Below are 18,519 nucleotides of genomic sequence, written 5' to 3'. Positions count from 1 at the left end.
ACATAAGATTAGGTTTAATAGTTATTAATAAGAGAAAACAGGTTTTCCATCCTGTGTCAGGGCAGATTGAGGGAAAGAAAGGTTAAAATTTGGGGCATTGAGGGTGCCACTAAGCCAGAGAAGGCAATTGCTAATTTGTACGATAATTTAACTAAATAAGACAAATTATCCTCATCATTAACAAATTATCGGGATTAAATTTTCTAAACGGTAGGTTTACGTTTATAACAGGTATAAAAAATGATGTTGTATCAAAACAAAGGGATTGACGTCTGCGACGTCAATCCCTTTGTTTTGATCTTTTTCGTCGTTCATGCCCTGTGGGCATGAACGACAGCCAGGAGAGTTTTGCTTTCAGATATTTAAGTTGTCTTATAGAGATACCATCCATTGCCCATATCCCGTAGCATAATGATGGAAGAATCGTATAAATTAGGGAGATGCGATTTATCTGGAACGTATAGGTATCCTACCATATTGTCCATCATACCGCCAATCACAAATGTGATGCATTGCGAATCATCCCATTCTCCGGCAGATACATATTCAATCAGCAAGTTTTTACAGGCAGTAGTTTGTTTTTTTAGCAATTTAACCGGCAAGTCCACATTGCGGGTACCCATGGCCGTTACTTCTTTTAGTGCTTCATTTTTTAAAGAGTCGAATGCTGCCCGCTTATCCTTGAAATGTTGTACGATGGTATCGTCTAAGGCCAGTACCAGGCGTAAGTTCCCTACCAGGAAATGATAATCATCCATGGAGGTAAGCATTTTAAGCGCGTTCCCTTCCCTATCGTGTTGGGCAGCGGTAATCAAGGTATCCAGGTACCCTTGCGGCATTTGTTCCAGTTCTTCTAATTCCGCCTGCATCATGCCGGTCATGGCCAATGAACTGATGGTCTGTAATTTCCAGGTGGTATCTTTCAACATTTGCAGGTACCAGTCTTCCCCTCTTCCGGAGGAATCTGTTACGGTCATATTAATCAACGCCAAGGAATCTTGCTGGTCTAATATTCGGAAGTGTAGCTTAGCATGTTTCAAATCCTGGCCGTTAGGAGAACCGTCGTACTCTCCGGTCATGTAGCGATACATATCCGGAACGGAATCGGGGCCAAAAATCAGTTTTGCTACCTCCATCGGACTGGCAGGATGTTTTCCCGGCATTGTCATGTGACAACTGTAACAAACAATGCAAAACAGGGGTATTAAAATCAATAGAATAGTTTGCTTTCTCATGATAAACAGGTTTTATCAGGATGGTTCGTTTCTAAAGATACGAATAACTTTTTTGTTATATGTCAATTACAAAAACCGCTTACCTTTACCAGATAATCAATTAACCCAAAAATATGGACAGACCCGCTGTAGACCGCCTAGAATGGCTACTTAACACAGTTGCATGGCGACTTGAAAGATGGACCGAAGCAGAATGGAACACTCCCTATGCTCCAGGAAAATGGACCAAAAAACAGGTGCTTGGCCATTTGATTGACAGTGCTACCAATAATCACCAGCGCTTTGTAAGGATACAATTTGAGGATACGCCGGTTATCCGTTATGCACAGAATGACTGGAACACATATAGTTATCATACTCAACAGGATGGCGAAATGTTGGTAGCCACCTGGAAACAGTATAATGTATTTTTGTTGGCCCTGCTGCGCCAAATTCCTGAATCGGCGCTAGAAAGGACTGGTATTGGCGGCGAAGGCCAACCTTTCACCCTCGCTTATATTGTGGACGACTATGTGGATCATATGGAACATCATCTAAATCAAATTATCGAATATTAATTATCCATGAAAAAAACGATATTACTGGCGATCCTGGTATTTTCTGGCTTACTGTCCCAAGCACAAAAGGAGAAGCCCCTTCAAATTGGCACTACTGTCACCCTTCATTCTGCCTTCCTGCGGGAAGACAGGGACATCAATATCTGGCTGCCGGCCGGCTATCAGCCGGATAGCATCAGTTATCCCGTGGTGTACTTGCTGGATGGTGGGATGCAGGAAGATTTCCATCATATCACCGGACTGGTACAATTCCTGGGAATGACCAATCAGATGCCTGCCAGCATTGTAGTAGGTATCTGTAATAAAGACCGGAAGAAAGATTTCACCTTCCCTACCAATAATGCGAAAGACAAAAAAGCCTATCCTACCACCGGAGGTTCTGCCGCTTTTATTAGCTTCCTCCAACAGGAACTCATGCCTTATGTAAAGAAACATTATGCTGTGAATACGCAACGGACAGTGATGGGGCAATCCCTCGGCGGACTTGTAGCCGTGGAGATACTTACCCGCTTTCCAGAAATGTTCAACAATTATATGATCGTAAGTCCAAGTCTTTGGTGGGATGATGAATCCCTGTTGAAGAAGGTGACACCGGTTATCAGCAAATATGTGGGGACACCACTTCGTATATCCATTAGCGTTGGGAAGGAAGGTAAGGTAATGGAAGAAGATGCAAAAAGTTTGTATCAGAACATCAGCGCGGCAGGCAATAAGCGTATTACTGTTAGTTTTACACCGATGGATGCAGAAAATCACTTGACCATCCTGCATAATGCCGCCTATAAATCATTATCCTGGCTGTCGGACACCAGTGCTGCCAAGTAAAGGAATCTCCTTACATTCGCGGAAACAGTCGAGTATATGTCGTCCAGGAATATCAAGCAGGTCATTGTCATGCGCAAGGATCTGAATATGCGAAAGGGTAAAATGATTGCACAAGGGGCGCATGCCGCCATGGCCTTTCTTACCAGGCATGCTACCGTAACAGGACATACCCTACAAACACAGTTGCGTAATCCGGAAGAAGTGCAAGAGTGGATGACATTGGGATTTACGAAAATATGTTTAAGTGTGGATTCGGAGGAAGAACTGGTACGCATATACGAACAAGCCGTGGAAGACGGACTAAATGTCTCTCTGATCACGGATTCCGGCCTAACAGAGTTTGGCGGCATTCCTACCAAAACCTGTTGTGCCATTGGGCCTAACCGGAATGAGGATATAGACCGCATTACAAAAGATTTAAAATTATTATAAAAAGAGGATAACAAAAGTTCACCATAGGACAGATATTAATCAATATAGCCTTCTACCTGTTGTCCCTGCCCTGCGGGCAGGGACAACGAAAAAAATAAAAAAAACGAAATTGACGTTGACGTCAATTTCGTTTTTTTGATACACCCTCACTCATCTATAAGCAACTGTCGGATGAAAGGTTAATCAGGGAAGTGTGGTAAGGTCTACAGTTGGCGCCACGCCGGAAGCGGGGCGGGTAAATGTAGTGTTGTAATTAACATAGTTGGAGAAGAAGCCCCCGTTTTGCAGGAAGAACCTGCCCGTAGTACTATCTACTCCACCCGCATAATCGCGGCGTTGATCATTAGTAGCCGTAGCATCTGCGGTAAATTTAGCGCTGGTTAGCTCTGTCCATACACCCGTTGTGGAGCGAATCCAGGCATTACTATACTGACCGCTTCTGCCGAGGTAACCATTTGTATCCGTGAAATTTTCCAGGAAGGAATAGAGTCCACCGAGATAAGTGGTCGTATTCGGTTGTTTCCAGGTAGCGATAAAGCGCCAGGAACTGGTTTCAGGCGTATATATCCAGGAAGAGAAATCTGTTCCACCTGCGCCATCGGGCAATACGTGAGTGAGGAATTTATAAGTCGTTCCTGCCTGCCAGTTGAACAGCAGGTAGCTTTGTCCGCCGGTACCTTCTCCGCTGAAAGTATTATCTACCACATCTGTACCTTTGCGTACCAGTGTTGTTTTACCGACGCTTGGGTCCCAGATGGAAAACAGTATACGTCTTTCCGTAGCGCTGTTTACCTGCATGCCAAAATATCCGCCATTGAAACCATTGCTCATAAAATAGGAACCGATTTTATCTTGGCCGGTTGGTACAGTTACCTCATTATAGAACCATTCTGCCGTGGTACCGGAAGGAATGGAATAGCCCAGGTGTACAGAAGGGCCGCGTCTGGACCAGTAATAATTCGTTGCATCGTTGGCATATACCACGTTATTAGCTGTGGCGGTGCCGCTGATAATGATATTAGACACATCTCCGAAGTAGCCGCCTGTTTTGCTCACCCCTTGCAGATCCACTTTCACATAGCCGGTACTGGTAACATTTACAGTACCCACCGTATAATCTGTATAGGCGGTACCTGTTATTGTCTGATTAAAAGAAGTGCCGTTCACTGTTACTTTAATAACGCTGGTACCGGAAGGTACTTTTACTCTGACACCAATCGTGAGGGTACCGGTGAGTCCGAGTCGGAAATACGTACTGGTAACGCTATTGGCGTTGGTCCAGTTGCCCAGGCCATTGGAGGTAATTACCTCCGGAGCGCCGGATGGCAGGGTGGTAACGAAGCCGTTGCCGGCGAGGGCCACCAGGTAGCTAGCAGCGGGAGGTACTGTTTCCGCTTTAGCATTTGCGTTGGCGGTGGCTAGTAACTGTTCACTTTTATTGCAAGACAGTAGACCTACAGCCAAAAGAAGGGTAAAAATAAACCGGATGTTCATTCTCATGAATGGTAATTTTTGATGTTAGTTTTTGGGACAGATATGCTTATAGACGGTTTTGAGGAATGTTCGCTTAATGTTCACTGCAAAATGGGCGCACAGATTTCGGTGGCTCGTATCTCTCGAATATACATCTTGGGAAATAAATAATCAGATTTTTTTCAAGTGACTTTTAATTTCTCCCGATTCAAATCTCTATAAACAATTCATTTATAATCATTTAAAATTTATTAAAAATAATTTTTGAAATTTCTTCGATTTGTTGTCACGTTTTTATTTTGATAGTGGTCTTATTCCTGTAACAAATCACTACTAAATACTACTAATATGAAAGCAAGAATCACTTTTCAGGAAGTTAACAAAGGATTTATGGACGGTCTTTACAAAACCGGCGGGTATATTAAGCATTCAGGAATTGATCCCGTATTATTGGAGCTGATTAATTTCAGGGTATCCACTATCAATGGTTGTGCTTTTTGTTTGGATATGCATTATAAAGATGCGATACATATGGGAGAAGATCCAAAGCGTTTATATTCTTTGGCAGCATGGAGAGAGTGTCCATATTATTCAGATGCAGAAAGGGCAGCATTGGCTTATACAGAAGAGGTAACAAAATTGAATATCCAGGAGGAGACGTATGCCAACCTGACGAAACATTTCACTAAAGCGCAAATTGCGGATATCACACTGGCTATTTCTATGATCAATACCTGGAATAGGCTGAACATCGCGTTCCATACGGTACCTGGCGGCTATGTTGTGGGAACTTTAGGTTAATTTTGATAACGGTAATCGTATTTATGACCCAATATCATCAACTGCTCTTCCCATACGCCTATAACATTTTAGGATCGGCAGAAGACGCAAAAGACACTGTACAGGAAGTTTTATCGAAGTATTATACCAGTTCAAGAGAAGGTATACAGGATGAAAAAAACTACCTGATCAGGAGTGTGATTAATTTGGCCATCAATAATAAAAATAGGAATAAAAGAATAAGCCGGCAGCCTGCAGAGTGGCTGCCGGAACCTATTGCCACGGATGATGCCGCCGATAAGAATGTATACTTAAAGGATATTCTTTCCTATTCATTGATGGTATTGATGGAGAGACTGCCAGCTATCGAAAGGGCAGTGTTCATTCTGAAAGAGAGTTTTGATTATTCTCATCAGGATATCGCAGCGGTATTGTCTATTACGGAAGAATATTCCCGGAAACTGCTCAGTAGGGCCAAAACCAGGTTATTCAAGCCGGATGCGGCAGTTCGCACTAAAACGTTGGAGGCAGAAACGAAGTCGCTGTTAATGGATTACATGGAAACCATTCGGAAAGGGGACGTAGCGCGATTAGAAAAAATGCTTTCTGCTGAAGTGACCCTCACCGTAGATGGAGGTGGTAAAGTGAATGTGGTAAGAAAAGAATGTCAAGGAGCCGCAGACGTGGCAGGTGTATTGGCACTTGTATTCGACCGCTACCTGAAACATACGGATGTCTCGTTCCATTGGATCAACCATCAGCCTGCATTGCTGTATAGCATGAAGGGGAAAGTTTTCTCCTGTCTGGTATTTGATATCGGAGCGGATAAGACCATACAAAGTCTCAGTAGCGTGGTTGATCCGGATAAGTTATCTTTACTGACCCAACAGATCCAGGCATAAAACCATTCCAGACATGGCGATACAACACAGAAAAGAAGACTATTTCGAGCGACTAATAGCGGAAGCATTTGAGGCGTTTAACCGCCTCGTGGGCAACAGCAATCCTCCCGCTTTGCAAAACCTGGAAAACCGCCTGGATGAGCTGTTACGGGAACCAGGCCTAACATTGGCGCAATTAGAAACCGCTCCTCTCCCCGACTTGGCGTCTCTCCTGCAACAACACCCGGTTAATGCAGATGTATTGGAACTCATTGCAGATACCTTTCAATTTAAAGCCAATTGGCAGCAGAATACCGCGTTACAGGAAAAAGCCACCTGGATATATGAATACCTGCTGGCTAATAAGCAGGGTAACAGTATCTCCTATACGCTCCTCATGAAACTGAATAAAGCCAAAAAAGATAAAGGATAATGGCCGTATATACAATGATGTTATAGAGACATATTCATTTCTACCCAGCTTTTGTAATAGCTGAGTAGAGATGAATACTATAGGGGAAATACCATGTATATGATGCTGTTATAGAAGGTTATTATCCTATACCAAGTTCTTGTAATAGAGTGCTGTTAAAGGTCTTCTACTTTCCTCCCTCATCATATGCATTAAATATCGTAAACGCAAAATAAGCATATTCCTTACTGCCATCAGTCCTCATTCCATCTTCCCCAAAAAATAAATTTGGAAATTTAGACCGAACGGTCTTATTTTTGTATCATGAAAACGAAAGGGGAAAAAACCAGGGAGTTTATCATAGCGCAGAGTGCCGCTCTGCTGAATAAAAAAGGGATGGCAGGTACCAGTATCAGCGATATCATGGAAGCCACCAAACTGGCGAAGGGAGGGATTTACGGCAATTTCGAAAATAAGGAGGAAATATGCGGTGCTGTGTTTGATTACCTGATGGAACGTTTGAATGCCCGTATTGAAGGCCGATTGGCTGACAAAGCCACCAACAAAGAAAAGCTGCTCGCCATATTGGATCATTACAACGATGTGACGTTCATATCCAATGCGGGCGGATGTCCGATGCTGAATTTTGGTACAGAATCCGACGATACCGATCCGGTGATGAAAGAGAAAGTGGCAGGTGCTATCAAAGCCTCTCAGGCTCGTATTGCACGCCTGGTGAGTGCAGGTATTGCCGCAGGAGAATTCGTGGATACGGTCCATCCGCAAACCTTTGCCGTGAAGATGTTTACCATGTTTGAAGGGGCTGTGCTCGTATCTAAAGTCTTTGACAACAACAGCCAAATGAAAATCATTATCAAACTGCTAAAAGAAGAAATTGAGTCATTCTCCTTGTAATGACACTCAACAAGCCGGCAACGGCTTATTTTTTTCTCTCAAAAAAGACCGATCGGTCTAAAATAATTCACTATGCATCCTGCCAAACGACAGATTTTAATTTTTACGGTCATCGCTGCCGCCATTATGGAACTGATAGATATTTCCATTGTAAATGTGGCACTCTCCCACATGAGCGGCAACCTGGGTTCAACCCTGGCGGATACTAGCTGGGTAGTTACCTCCTATGCCATCGCCAACGTGATTGTAATCCCCATGTCTAGTTTTCTCAGTGTCTCTCTGGGCAGACGTACTTATTATATCGGCTCGGTCATCTTGTTTACGATTTGTTCTTTCATGTGTGGAAATGCCTCCAATATATGGGTGCTGGTGTTTTTCCGGTTTTTACAGGGACTTGGAGGAGGGGCATTGCTCTCTGTTTCCCAGGCGATTATGTTTGAGTTATTTCCTAGAGAAAAGCAAGGCATTGCCAGCGCCCTCTTCGGTCTAGGTGTATTCATTGGACCTACCATCGGTCCAACCCTGGGCGGTTTCATCACAGAACATTATTCTTGGCCTTGGATATTCTATATCAATATCCCGGTAGGTATCGCTGTTACCATATCCTGTTTTTTCCTTTTACAAGAAGCGACCATCCAACAAACGATTAAGAAAACCGACTGGGTGGGTATTCTCTTGCTGATAATCGGCGTCAGCACACTACAGACAGTACTGGAAAGAGGCCAAGAGGAAGATTGGTTCGACACTACTTACATCACGGTATTCACGGTAATGGCTATACTCAGTTTGATTGCCTTCATCATCTGGGAATTACGTGTATCCGACCCCGTGGTCAACTTAAGAGTGTTTCGCAGCAGAACATTGACAGTAGCGGCTATCCTCACTTTTATTACAGGCATCGGCATGTTTACTTCCGTATATCTTACGCCGGTATTTGCACAACGGCTACTGTACTTCACGCCCGTAGAAACCGGTTTGCTATTATTGCCAGGATCTTTCTTTGCCTTGTTATCGCTGATTATATCCGGTAAACTCTTGCAGAGAGGGCTCTCTCCTGTGGTGATGATTATCCTCGGCTATGGCTTGTTTATCTATTTCTCCTGGACTATGTCGCGCATGAGTTTGGATGTATCTGCGGAATTGATCAGTAGGCAACTGATTTACCGCGCCGTGGGCATTGCCTTACTCACCGTGCCTTTGACGATGCTAGCTGTTTCCTCGCTGGAAGCGAAGGATATTCCCCAAGGTGCGGCATTGAATAACATGATGCGGCAATTGGGCGGTTCTTTCGGGATTGCCATGGTGAATACCTATACTGCCAGACGGGCCGCAGCCCACCGCTCCGACCTTGTGTCTTACTTGAATCCAGACAATCCAGAAGTAGCGGGCAGATTACATCAGTATACGCAATATTTCCAGCAACATGGCGCTGCGGTCGATCATGCCCGACAACAAGCGATAGGCTTAATGGAATATGGTGTTAGCAGGCAATCAAATCTGCTCAGTTACTTGGATGCTTATGCGATGATAGGATTCCTATTCCTCATTTGTTTGCCGCTGTTGTTGATGGTACGCCGAAAATCAAGTGCTACCCTGGCCATGCAACAAATACAGGATCATTAATGATGGCTATTCGTCTCTCTAAAAAAATATAAAAATGAAAACAACTCAGAACACAGTACTCATCACCGGTGGCAGCGCTGGTATTGGATTTCAACTGGCTACGTTATTAGCAGATGCAGGTAATACGGTTATTATTACTGGTCGGGATGCAGCACGACTGGCCCATGCTGCCACTGCATTGCCATCGGTACATACCTTTAATGGCGATATCACCAATGCAACAGATGTTAACAGGCTCGTGGCATGGATAAAGCACGATTTTCCTGACCTGAATATGGTGATTAACAATGCTGGTGCTGCATCGTTGAATGATTTAAGGGCAGACACGGATACATTTGCCAAAGCCAGCCATGAGATGCTGACGAATTATTTGTCTGTGATCCGACTCAATGAACTACTCATTCCCCTCTTGGAAAAGCAGTCGGCCTCCGCTATTGTCAATGTATCCAGTATTTTCGCATTTGCCCCCGGAAAAAAACTGGCTTCCTATGCCGCCACCAAAGCAGCTCTGCATTCTTACACGCAATCCCTTCGCCTGTGGCTGGCCCCCTCCACGATTAAAGTATTTGAGTTGATGCCGCCATTGGTGAATACAGCATTTTCTGCTGGCATTGGTGGGCACAAAGGTATTCCTCCTGCAGAGGTAGCAACGGCATTTATAGAGGCCCTGGAAAATGATGTATACGAAATCAGGGTAGCCAATACGGAAGCCTTTTACCATTTATCGTTGGCCTCTCCTGTTGATGCATTAAGCGTATTGAATGAATAATAAAAAAGTGTCTCGTAAAGGAGGCACTTTTTTCGTATATCCTTCCCCGAAAATTATGAACAATGACGGCATTTTAAGAGGGATTATTCAAATATGCGTAGCCGGAAGTTCTCTTTCATTTGGCTGAAATCATATCTCGGTTGGCGACAGATATAAATCGTTTGATCTACCCTGCCTTCATACTCCGCATAGTAATTGGGTAATACCTTTACTACGTCTACTTTTTCAAAGAAAGGCGTAAAAAATTCAATAGGCGTATCCCTGAAAGCCACAGCAATAACGGTTTGGGGCATGGGTCCCTTTTCGGGCGCCCAACTGTAAAAGCTACCATGGTAGCCAAATCCTGCCGGCAGTCCGTATTTAGCGCCCATTAGTTCCAAGAGACCTGTCTGGCTGTAATGTTTACCCCAGATCATACAGTTAGCCCTCTCCTGCTGAGGCAGATTATCATACACCTGACGTAAGGATTGCAGGGTTTCCTTCCACATGTCATTGGTGTAATATTCTTCATATTGCAGGGCGTATGTTGTTCCGGGAACATCTTTCTGCTGGTACTTGTAGTAGTACTTAATGTAGTTATCCATATTGAGCACAGGCATGCCAAAAGGAATCATCCATGCACCATATAGCAAGAGTAAACTCACTGGCCAAAATATCCACCTCCATCGACTGAAAATGGTTTCCTCCAAGCATACCGCTCCAAAAGGAATTAAGGTAAAGACAATTGGGAAAAAGTAGTAGGATTTCCCGTTGTTAAAGAGTAATAACAGGAATGAAGTCAGTATAGACAATCCTACGGGCAAGTATATACGTTGCGGTTTTCGGATGAAAATAAATACGATAGCAGGCAGCAATAATACCAAGTTATAAATATTTGATCCCAATATTATACCGATAATTATATGGAGATAAGACAACTGATCCAGTTGCGTTTTCTTTAGCTGATGAAACATCTGGTACACTGGCCAATCGTGGAGATATTGCCAGATGATATTCGGTAGCAGGATCAATAGGAATAGTATAACATATCGCCACCAACGTTGTTCCATCAGTGCTTTACGTACGGGCGTTGTTGTAAACAGCGCCACTAAGCCAACAGCAAAGAACAACATATCATATTTCGTCAAGAAGCCCAGTGTAACGCAAACGAACAAACGCAGTAGGTATTTCCTTTCGGTTGTTTGCATATATCGCAGCAACTGATAAAAACTCAATACCCAAAAGAGCTGGCTGAAAACCACCGGTTGCAGCAACTGCTGGGATCTACCGGTAGCCGGCATAATCAGGAAAGCCAGTAATGTGAGAAAAACGGCTTTATTCCCACCTCCCAATGCAATAGTGATCCGCGCCACTGTTATCATGATTATCAGGCTGGCAATATGCGGCAAGAGGTGATGTACCCATACCGTATCTGAATGGAATAAGTTTTGTACACCTGCCAACAAGGCTATCAATGGCGGAAACTCCATATAGCCGAATGCAGGATGATTACCAGTGGATATATGCAGCAGTTCATCCCCCTGGAAGCCACTGTGGACATCAGCTATGAGGTGCAATGTTAGTTTAATCAGGCAGAAAAACAGGAGGAGGAACTTGGAAGATTTCATGGGCATAGTACAGCGAAATAATGCATCAATATAGGCGAATCACCTAATACATGGAAGTTCCAATTGGTTGACCGGTGATAAATTGAACATAAGCGGCTACCTGATTGTATTCTTCTCATGTCCATTTCCAACAGCCATCGCGTATGAAATATTTTTTCCTTTTTCTCTTGTTACCTTTATTTGTTGCCGCACAGCAGCAGAAAGAAATCAAGTCTCAGTTGCAAACCTGGGTGAGTCTTAATAGTACCTTTCGGGTTTCGGACCATTGGGGATTTGTGGGAGACCTGCATATACGTAGGAATAACTTTGTGGCCGACAATAGTTTTTACTTTGTTCGAGGAGGCGTAGGCTACTGGCTGAATGAACAGCTATCATTCATCACCGGTTATGCGCATCTGTGGCTGGCCCCAAGTACCCCTGGATATAAAACCTTTGCGGACGAAAATCGGTGGTATGAGCAAATCGCCTACGCCTCCAAAGTGGGGAAAGTCTCCTTGCAAAACAGGTTCCGTAGCGAACAACGTTGGCGGGAAATATTGACAAATGATATGTCTACGGGAGACTACTACTTCTCCAACCGATTTCGTTATCTGATCAGCATTGGCATTCCATTAAGTAGCAATCCTTTTGTACCACAGATTTCCTTAGCCAATGAGGTAGCCGTGCAATTCGGAAAAAAGATTGTGAACAATACCTTTGACCAGTTTCGGGCGTTTGCCGGTATACGCCAAAGCATGGGCCGTGGCTGGTCTTACGACTTCGGGTATATGTTTGTATCCCAACAGAAAGCCAGTGGGTATCAGTACGACTACAACCACACTATCCGGCTGTTTTTCTACTATACCTGGATGCGTAAGCATGGCAAACAAGAAAAAGAACCAGCCCTCCAATACGAAGACGAATAAATTTACTGCTTATCGTAGTCTTTCATCATGGTTTCGAAGTACTGGATCATTCGGCTGAAATTATCGATGCTAATATATTCGTTGTCGTTATGAATAGACTGCTGCTCATAGTTATTGATCATGACCGGTAAGAACCGATAAACATGATCGCTCACTATTTCATACTTGTAAGCATCTGTCCCTCCAATGGTGAGATAAGGCGTCACGATGGCGCCAGGGAAATACTGGCGGATAGTGCGTTCCATCACCCGATATCCCTGTGCATCTGTACTAGACACATGAGATGGTTCTCTGGGTGCGCCCACATTTACTATTTCTACATCGAAGCCTCTACAAGCACGTTCCAAGTGTAATTTCACATCTTCCACTGTGTTACCGGGCAGGATACGGAAGTTCACCGTAAATTCCACTACCGGAGATAATACATTGGAGGCATCGCTACCTTTCATCATCGTCAGGGCGGTGGTGGTACGTATCAGCGCATTGGTGGTATTGTTGTCTTGTAATGTATTCAGTAGCACACCTTTAAACAACCATCGGTTGGCGATGGCCATTTTGCTTTTGAAATCCATCATGCCACCCACATTGGTAAAGAATTGGTCAATGAGGGGAATCAGCATAGGTTTCATTTGTTCAGTTTCCAATCGCTGCATGATGACAGCCGCTTTCCCGATGGCGCTTTGCAGGGGCGGCATGGACGAGTGGCCTCCCAGTCCTTTTACACGTACCCTTGCGGACCAAAACCCTTTCTCTGCGCAGCCGATGAGAGCTACCGGCGCATTGATGCCAGGCAGACTACCAGCAGCGGATACAATACCACCTTCATCATATACCGCATCGAAAGTGATGCCTTTTTCTTTGAAGTAGGTTGCTATTTTCAGGGCCCCTTCCGTACCGCCTACTTCTTCATCGAAGCCAAAAGCCAGGTATATATCCCTTTCCGGTACAAATCCTTGCGCTATTAAATGATCCACTGACTCCATCACGGCGAATAACATACTTTTCATATCCAGGGTCCCTCTCCCGTAAATTCTGCCATTCATAACGGCGCCACTGAAGGGATATAGTTCCCAACGAGTGGGTACTTGCGTAATGGGCGGCAAAGCTTGATCGCGGGGAGAAAATACCACTTGGCCGCTGTCGGTGCCCGTATATTCTCCTGGAGGCACCACATCGTAGTGAGAGAGGAAGATAATTGGTTTCAGGGCAGCATTCCGGCCTTTCCAATGAAATACAAGGCCATATTGATTGATCGTATCATTTTCAGTACCAGCATATACGCGAGGATATTGATGACGCAGATAGGTATCAAACTCCATGATGGGACCGTAATTGAAGTGATTGTAATCAGCGTTGGAAACGGAAGGAATACGAATTCCCCCTGCAAATCGCATCAAGGAGGTGTCGCTGATGGGGAATTTTTCCGGTAGACTGGTAGTAACCTGGGGTTGACTAAAGGGATAGATCATTGTTCTCAATACGATTAAAATCGCCAGCAGTACTAATAAAAAGAGGATTCCTAGGAAGATTTTTTTCATGCGGGTTAGTCGTTTTATTGGATAACGACCTACATCCAGGAATTGTTCTGAAAAAAAACGTCCGTAAATTAGTACTATCAGGTGTGTTTAGATGTCTTACCATGAAAACAAAAAACTGTTATGAAAACCTTCGGCATTATATTTTTCTTGTTATCCAGTGTAGTTGTTCATGCACAGCAGGCCCCCATTCCGCTGTACGAAAAAGGTAAAGTACCCAATGCCATTGCACCTACTGCGTTGAACGACACTATACATACTCAGAGTTGGTTCACCGGTCAGGATACCCTTGTTATTCGTCCAAAGAACATCATGCCGACGCTTACTGTATTTCAACCGGCTGCAGATAAAGCGACTGGTATTGCCGTAGTGGTTTGTTCTGGTGGCTCCTATCGTGGCCTGGCTGATCCGGTGGAAGGCATTCCTGCCGCTCAGAAGCTGGCTGCCTCCGGCATTACTGCCTTCCTTTTGCGCTATCGCGTGCCCAGAGCTGACCTGATGACCCATAAGGAAATAGTACCTGTCATGGATGCCCAGCGGGCTATTCAATATATTCGGGAACATGCGGCGGAATTTAAGATCCACTCCAATGAAGTGGGGATCATGGGTTTTTCCGCTGGCGGTCATCTCGCAGCAACTACTGGCACACATTTCAATAAAACATATATCGAAAATCCTCGAGGTACCAATCTGCGCCCTGATTTCATGGTACTCATTTACCCAGTCATCAGTTTCGCCGATAGTTTGACCCATACTAGAAGTCGAGAAAATCTCATTGGTCCGGATATTACCCCTGAAAAAATCCACGAATACTCCAATGAGCTACAGGTAAGCGATAACACCCCTCCTGTTTTTATTGTACATGCCATGGACGACCGAGAAGTGAAAGTAGCGAACAGCTTGTATTTCACGGCTGCACTGGAACAACATCATATTCCCGTGAAACTATTCCTTTATACAAATGGGGGCCATGGATTTGGCGTAGACAATCGCACCGCCACTGCGCAATGGATAGATCCTTGCCTGATCTGGATTAAAGATACCGCAGCGCAAACGGCAACAGATACCGCCCGTTACTCCAAGTCCAAATAACGTTTAGTCTTGGCTGTTATACGATCCGCTCCTGATACGCAGGGGCGTTCCACATATTTATAGGAAAGCGTACATATGGTTACCAATACCAGACTGCATAAGCCGGTGGTCAGCCAGTGAGCCAGCGGTTGTTGTGCCCTGGCAGCCGGCATTCCCATGATCAGCATAAAGGTGATGAAATATACTAATCCGTGTACAATGTAAAGGGAGAAAGCAATTTGTCCCAGCAAGCAAGAAGGCTTCCAGGTAAGTATACCGAAGAAAGTATTGCCGCAGGTGATACAGACAAAAATGAAAGTGGTACAAACATAGGTCAGTGGAGAATAGATATAGGCTGAATATAATGCCGCTAGTACTAATACAGCGGCCATTAGCAGGGATACTAGCCAATGCGAGGCCACCCTGCGAACCTGGTTATTCCTTGCAAAAAAGGCAGGCAGCATTCCACCAGTAAATGCCAGGGCTTTATTCAAGGCATTGGCGGGATACCAGGTCCAGATAATCCAGACAAACAGACAAAAGAAGAAAACCGCCATCAGCCAGATATACCAGGGCGATTTCACCCCCATTAGCAGTCCTAATAATGGCAGTGCGGCATAATACAGCCATTCGAAGGCCAGGCTCCATACCACCCCTGCGATAATCAGTTTTGTACCAGTTACCCCATTCACATCTGCTGCAATAGACAGCATCCATTCGCTACTATGGAGGATCAGTTGTCCAATGGGCTCTTGTCGGTGCCATTGCGTAACGATGCCTACTACCAACAACATCCCGATCACCACTAGCGTATATACGGGATATATGCGTAGGATACGGGAGATGTATAGTTTTACCCAGTCCACTTGTTTCATACGGGCATTGACCAGTTTAGAGAAAAAAAGAAATGCCGTAATCATGAAGAACAAGGATATACAGATCGCACCTAGGTTAGCATGTAGCACCGAAGGTGGTGGAGAAATCCACTTCCCTGTTTGAAGAAAAAAATACCAGAGAATAGAATGATACAAAAATACATAAATGGCCAGGTATCCGCGTAGCCCATCAATAGATTTGAACCGCCCTTCCTGTGGTCGGAGGTCCAGAAAGCGGCTCACAACCGTCACCCATAAGAGCACCAGCAAGAGAATCAGGAACATAGGGAGCAGGCTGACAGGACTCATGGCTGAAGTTTAATCACAGTTTCAATATTCTCATTCTCACTACAATACTGCCTCATGATGGAAGCAATTGTTTAATTCTTTTTGTGGCTTTATCGGCAGCTTCGAGACATGGTTTCTCAATGAAGCGATAAGTAATACAACAGAGGATAATGAGTACAACCGCAATACCTGCAATCATTAACCAGTAGTATTGGGGAGACAACTGCTGCACGACCGGGAACGTTAGCACGAAGTTGAAAGTAATGAACAGCAGCATACCGTGGAGCAGATAAATAGAATAAGAGATTTGGCCTAATAATCGGGAAGATTTCAAAGACAGCAATCCAAATAGCGTATTGCCACCAGCGATAGCTAAGAAGCAGGCCCCAAAGCACAACAGCGAAAAAGGATAACTAAAAGGAGGAACTACAAATATGCCGATATACAACATGCCTATGATAAAGATGGTGGTGATCCAATGACTGGCTGTCTCCCTAAAACCTGGCTGTTTAATTACATACGCAGCGAGCATCCCACCCAGAAAGGCGCTCATTCTCTCCCAGGCCATCGCTGGATAAAAGCTATAGATCACCCATGCAAATAATGCCAGGCCCATTCCAGCAAAAAGGCTCACATTCAGGGATGGCTTTAGTCGGAATAGCAAGAGGCCCCAGAAGGGCAAGGAGAAATAAAACAACCATTCAAAAGCGAGGCTCCAGATGACGCCCGCTACTACCAATCGCAGGGTGACGCCGTTAAGATCCGGCTCCATAAAGAGCAGCCAGCCCAGAAGATGTTGGAGCAACTGTGCCGGTGATTCATGGAGTTTCCAACCCGTTACTACCCCTGTAATTAGCAACAACATAGTGAGTAGGAAAAAATATAGCGGAAGGATACGCAGAAAGCGGGATACATATAATTTTCGCCAGTCCATTCCTTTCTCTTGGGCCTCCATTAGTTTAGAGAAAAATAGGAATGCGGTGATCATAAAAAAGAAAGACACGCTACCCGGTCCTAGGTGATGGTAAAGCGGGGAAGGAGGAAAACTCCATCTGCCAGTATGCAAAAAGAAATACCAGACTACGGAATGATGTAAGAATACAAAAAAGGCGAGGTATCCTCTTAATCCATCTATCGTGCGGTACCTGCCTTGGGGCGCCTGTATTCCTAGCAGGTGGCTAACAGGCAGAACAACTAACCCTATCAAGATAAGTATAGGGATTATAGGTAGCAGACTTACAGGGGTCATGGTTAGGAAGATTAAGTTCCTAATATCCGTATAGTCACTGCATTTCCGGCGGCAGTCTACTGCGAAATATTCGCATTCCTAACATTGACTCACCAGAATTAAATTTTTTTTATTAAATTGATAATCAGGCTTTGCCTGTCGAAATACAATTTTGTAACCCCGAGCCAACACCCTCAAGTAATGAACAGGAATATCTTATGGGCTTCCGTCATAGTACTGATGCAGGTGTTTAGATTAACAATTGATTTGCATCAGATTAACACGCTAGCAACCCCAGACGTATCAACAAAAAAAGAGTTGAATTTGTATAATAAAGAAAGCTTATCTTTAGCTCGTCTTACCCGGGAGTCATGCCTGGAATCAGACAGTAACCGGACTACATACTACAATCTTTACGGTTCGGAAATTAAGCATACAACAGAAGGGAATAATAACAACATTTTATTACTGACACATAGCAGGAATTGCGATCGCTGTTTGGATAAAGGATATTACTTGGTCAATCCAGGAATCGACTTATTAGATAGTATTCGTAAGGCCTATCGGGAAAGTGATCGATTACAACGGGAGTACTTTTTCGCGACTGGTCATGATGGATGGATTTCTGCTGTTATATCGGGTGATCGGGAGTATATACCTGCGGGTTTGATTGCAGGTGTAAGGAACCAGTTAAAGGAAAGGAATGATTCCATTCTCTTGGCAGTACATACGCATCCGTTGATGAAAGATGAATTTGATCAGGTACTGAGGCCAGGCAATGCTTTTCCATCAGGAGCTGATACCATCAAAAAACTGGGGCGTTTTGAATTTATTTTGGGCTATGTTTATGATGCACCAAGAATGCAACCCAACAGTGTAATGAATACTGGTCCATCCGGCAGTTATAGGCCTCTTATCGGGATTTATTCCGGCAGTGAAATGATCGATACTATTTCACTGTCTGATTTCGAGAAGCTGGTCTGGAAGCTGAACAACAGGAATAACCGGGGTTCCAGGTAGATAGCAGATGAATGCAAGTTTGATTGTCGATATGTCATGTGAGGATGAGATGTGTGAATGATACCCAAGGCAAATTTCAACCAAAAAG

At 44.3% G+C, this 18,519-nt stretch carries 18 protein-coding genes; 12 read left to right on the top strand and 6 right to left on the bottom strand.

The features are described 5' to 3' along the window. Positions 1–362: 362 nt before the first annotated feature. Positions 363–1,235: a hypothetical protein gene (locus JO154_RS05915; RefSeq protein WP_291942787.1), complete on the bottom strand. Its 873-nt coding sequence runs from the start codon at positions 1,233–1,235 to the stop codon at positions 363–365. A gap of 113 nt (positions 1,236–1,348) precedes the next feature. On the opposite strand from JO154_RS05915, the gene JO154_RS05910 reads away from it, so the two are divergent. The 3 genes from JO154_RS05910 to pth2 are packed head-to-tail and all read left to right on the top strand — an operon-like array spanning position 1,349 to position 3,049. After that, positions 1,349–1,792, top strand: a complete 444-nt coding sequence (locus tag JO154_RS05910) for a DinB family protein (protein ID WP_291942785.1) — start codon at positions 1,349–1,351, stop codon at positions 1,790–1,792. A gap of 6 nt (positions 1,793–1,798) precedes the next feature. Further along, positions 1,799–2,617: an alpha/beta hydrolase-fold protein gene (locus JO154_RS05905; protein WP_291942783.1), complete on the top strand. Its 819-nt coding sequence runs from the start codon at positions 1,799–1,801 to the stop codon at positions 2,615–2,617. Between the two features lie 36 nt (positions 2,618–2,653). Next, complete coding sequence (gene pth2, locus JO154_RS05900) at positions 2,654–3,049, top strand: aminoacyl-tRNA hydrolase (protein ID WP_291942780.1); 396 nt, start codon at positions 2,654–2,656, stop codon at positions 3,047–3,049. A 183-nt stretch (positions 3,050–3,232) separates the two neighbouring features. Here pth2 and JO154_RS05895 read toward each other — a convergent pair whose 3' ends face one another. Further along, on the bottom strand, positions 3,233–4,549 hold the full coding sequence (locus tag JO154_RS05895) for a DUF5077 domain-containing protein (RefSeq protein ID WP_291942778.1): 1,317 nt from the start codon (positions 4,547–4,549) through the stop codon (positions 3,233–3,235). 321 nt (positions 4,550–4,870) lie between these two features. On the opposite strand from JO154_RS05895, the gene JO154_RS05890 reads away from it, so the two are divergent. From JO154_RS05890 to JO154_RS05865, 6 genes are all read left to right on the top strand, one after another. Beyond that, complete coding sequence (locus JO154_RS05890) at positions 4,871–5,323, top strand: carboxymuconolactone decarboxylase family protein (protein WP_291942777.1); 453 nt, start codon at positions 4,871–4,873, stop codon at positions 5,321–5,323. Between the two features lie 23 nt (positions 5,324–5,346). Then, positions 5,347–6,204: a sigma-70 family RNA polymerase sigma factor gene (locus JO154_RS05885; RefSeq protein ID WP_291942775.1), complete on the top strand. Its 858-nt coding sequence runs from the start codon at positions 5,347–5,349 to the stop codon at positions 6,202–6,204. 13 nt (positions 6,205–6,217) lie between these two features. Next, positions 6,218–6,616 (top strand): hypothetical protein, encoded by a 399-nt coding sequence (locus JO154_RS05880; RefSeq protein ID WP_291942773.1) that lies wholly within the window; start codon positions 6,218–6,220, stop codon positions 6,614–6,616. Positions 6,617–6,919: 303 nt separating this feature from the next. Beyond that, positions 6,920–7,510, top strand: a complete 591-nt coding sequence (locus JO154_RS05875) for a TetR/AcrR family transcriptional regulator (protein ID WP_291942771.1) — start codon at positions 6,920–6,922, stop codon at positions 7,508–7,510. Between the two features lie 72 nt (positions 7,511–7,582). Continuing rightward, positions 7,583–9,133, top strand: a complete 1,551-nt coding sequence (locus JO154_RS05870; protein WP_291942768.1) for a DHA2 family efflux MFS transporter permease subunit — start codon at positions 7,583–7,585, stop codon at positions 9,131–9,133. Positions 9,134–9,167: 34 nt separating this feature from the next. Beyond that, complete coding sequence (locus JO154_RS05865; protein WP_291942765.1) at positions 9,168–9,902, top strand: SDR family NAD(P)-dependent oxidoreductase; 735 nt, start codon at positions 9,168–9,170, stop codon at positions 9,900–9,902. Between the two features lie 83 nt (positions 9,903–9,985). On the opposite strand, the gene JO154_RS05860 is transcribed toward JO154_RS05865, so the two are convergent. Beyond that, entirely contained in the window at positions 9,986–11,515 is a 1,530-nt protein-coding gene (locus JO154_RS05860; protein ID WP_291942763.1) for a glycosyltransferase family 39 protein, read from the bottom strand. 137 nt (positions 11,516–11,652) lie between these two features. On the opposite strand from JO154_RS05860, the gene JO154_RS05855 reads away from it, so the two are divergent. Continuing rightward, positions 11,653–12,414, top strand: coding sequence for a DUF2490 domain-containing protein (locus tag JO154_RS05855; protein WP_291942761.1), 762 nt, complete (start codon positions 11,653–11,655; stop codon positions 12,412–12,414). A 2-nt stretch (positions 12,415–12,416) separates the two neighbouring features. Here JO154_RS05855 and JO154_RS05850 read toward each other — a convergent pair whose 3' ends face one another. Then, positions 12,417–13,952, bottom strand: a complete 1,536-nt coding sequence (locus tag JO154_RS05850; RefSeq protein ID WP_291942759.1) for a M20/M25/M40 family metallo-hydrolase — start codon at positions 13,950–13,952, stop codon at positions 12,417–12,419. Positions 13,953–14,072: 120 nt separating this feature from the next. Here JO154_RS05850 and JO154_RS05845 point away from each other — a divergent pair, with 120 nt between their 5' ends. Beyond that, positions 14,073–15,041, top strand: a complete 969-nt coding sequence (locus tag JO154_RS05845) for an alpha/beta hydrolase (RefSeq protein WP_291942757.1) — start codon at positions 14,073–14,075, stop codon at positions 15,039–15,041. Here the strand turns inward: JO154_RS05845 and JO154_RS05840 are convergent. Together JO154_RS05840 and JO154_RS05835 are read right to left on the bottom strand one after the other, a co-directional pair. Beyond that, on the bottom strand, positions 15,023–16,204 hold the full coding sequence (locus tag JO154_RS05840; protein ID WP_291942756.1) for an acyltransferase: 1,182 nt from the start codon (positions 16,202–16,204) through the stop codon (positions 15,023–15,025). The two genes, JO154_RS05845 and JO154_RS05840, sit on opposite strands and share 19 nt — an antisense overlap. A 52-nt stretch (positions 16,205–16,256) precedes the next feature. Beyond that, positions 16,257–17,432 (bottom strand): acyltransferase, encoded by a 1,176-nt coding sequence (locus JO154_RS05835; protein ID WP_291942755.1) that lies wholly within the window; start codon positions 17,430–17,432, stop codon positions 16,257–16,259. A gap of 180 nt (positions 17,433–17,612) precedes the next feature. On the opposite strand from JO154_RS05835, the gene JO154_RS05830 reads away from it, so the two are divergent. Next, positions 17,613–18,431: a hypothetical protein gene (locus JO154_RS05830; protein WP_291942754.1), complete on the top strand. Its 819-nt coding sequence runs from the start codon at positions 17,613–17,615 to the stop codon at positions 18,429–18,431. Positions 18,432–18,519: the final 88 nt, after the last annotated feature.

This window comes from Chitinophaga sp. (assembly GCF_019236475.1).
GTDB lineage: Bacteria > Bacteroidota > Bacteroidia > Chitinophagales > Chitinophagaceae > Chitinophaga.
This window is presented reverse-complemented; position numbering and strand designations above follow the sequence as displayed.